Genomic DNA, 245 nt, shown 5'->3' on the forward strand with positions numbered 1-245 from the left:
GCCCAGGCCTCGGACAGGGTCTGGCCACCGGGCCCGGTGATCTGCAGGCTCTGCAGCATCTGGATGGTGTCGAAGCCGGTGGCGCAGACCAGCACATCGAGCTCGTGCTCGCGGCCATCGGCCGTCAGCAGGCCGCGCGCGGTGACGCGGCTGATGGGCGTCGTGACCAGTTCGGACTGCGGCAGCGCCAGCGCCGGGAAGTAGTCGTTGGAGTAGATGATGCGCTTGCAGCCCAGCGGGTAAGG

At 69.0% G+C, this 245-nt stretch carries 1 pseudogene; it reads right to left on the reverse strand.

The window, feature by feature from the left end:
• A pseudogene (locus E0D90_RS27030) lies at positions 1–245 on the reverse strand (hypothetical protein); the annotation flags it as partial.

The organism is Streptomyces otsuchiensis (genome assembly GCF_004305975.1).
GTDB classification, from domain to species: Bacteria; Actinomycetota; Actinomycetes; order Streptomycetales; family Streptomycetaceae; genus Streptomyces; species Streptomyces otsuchiensis.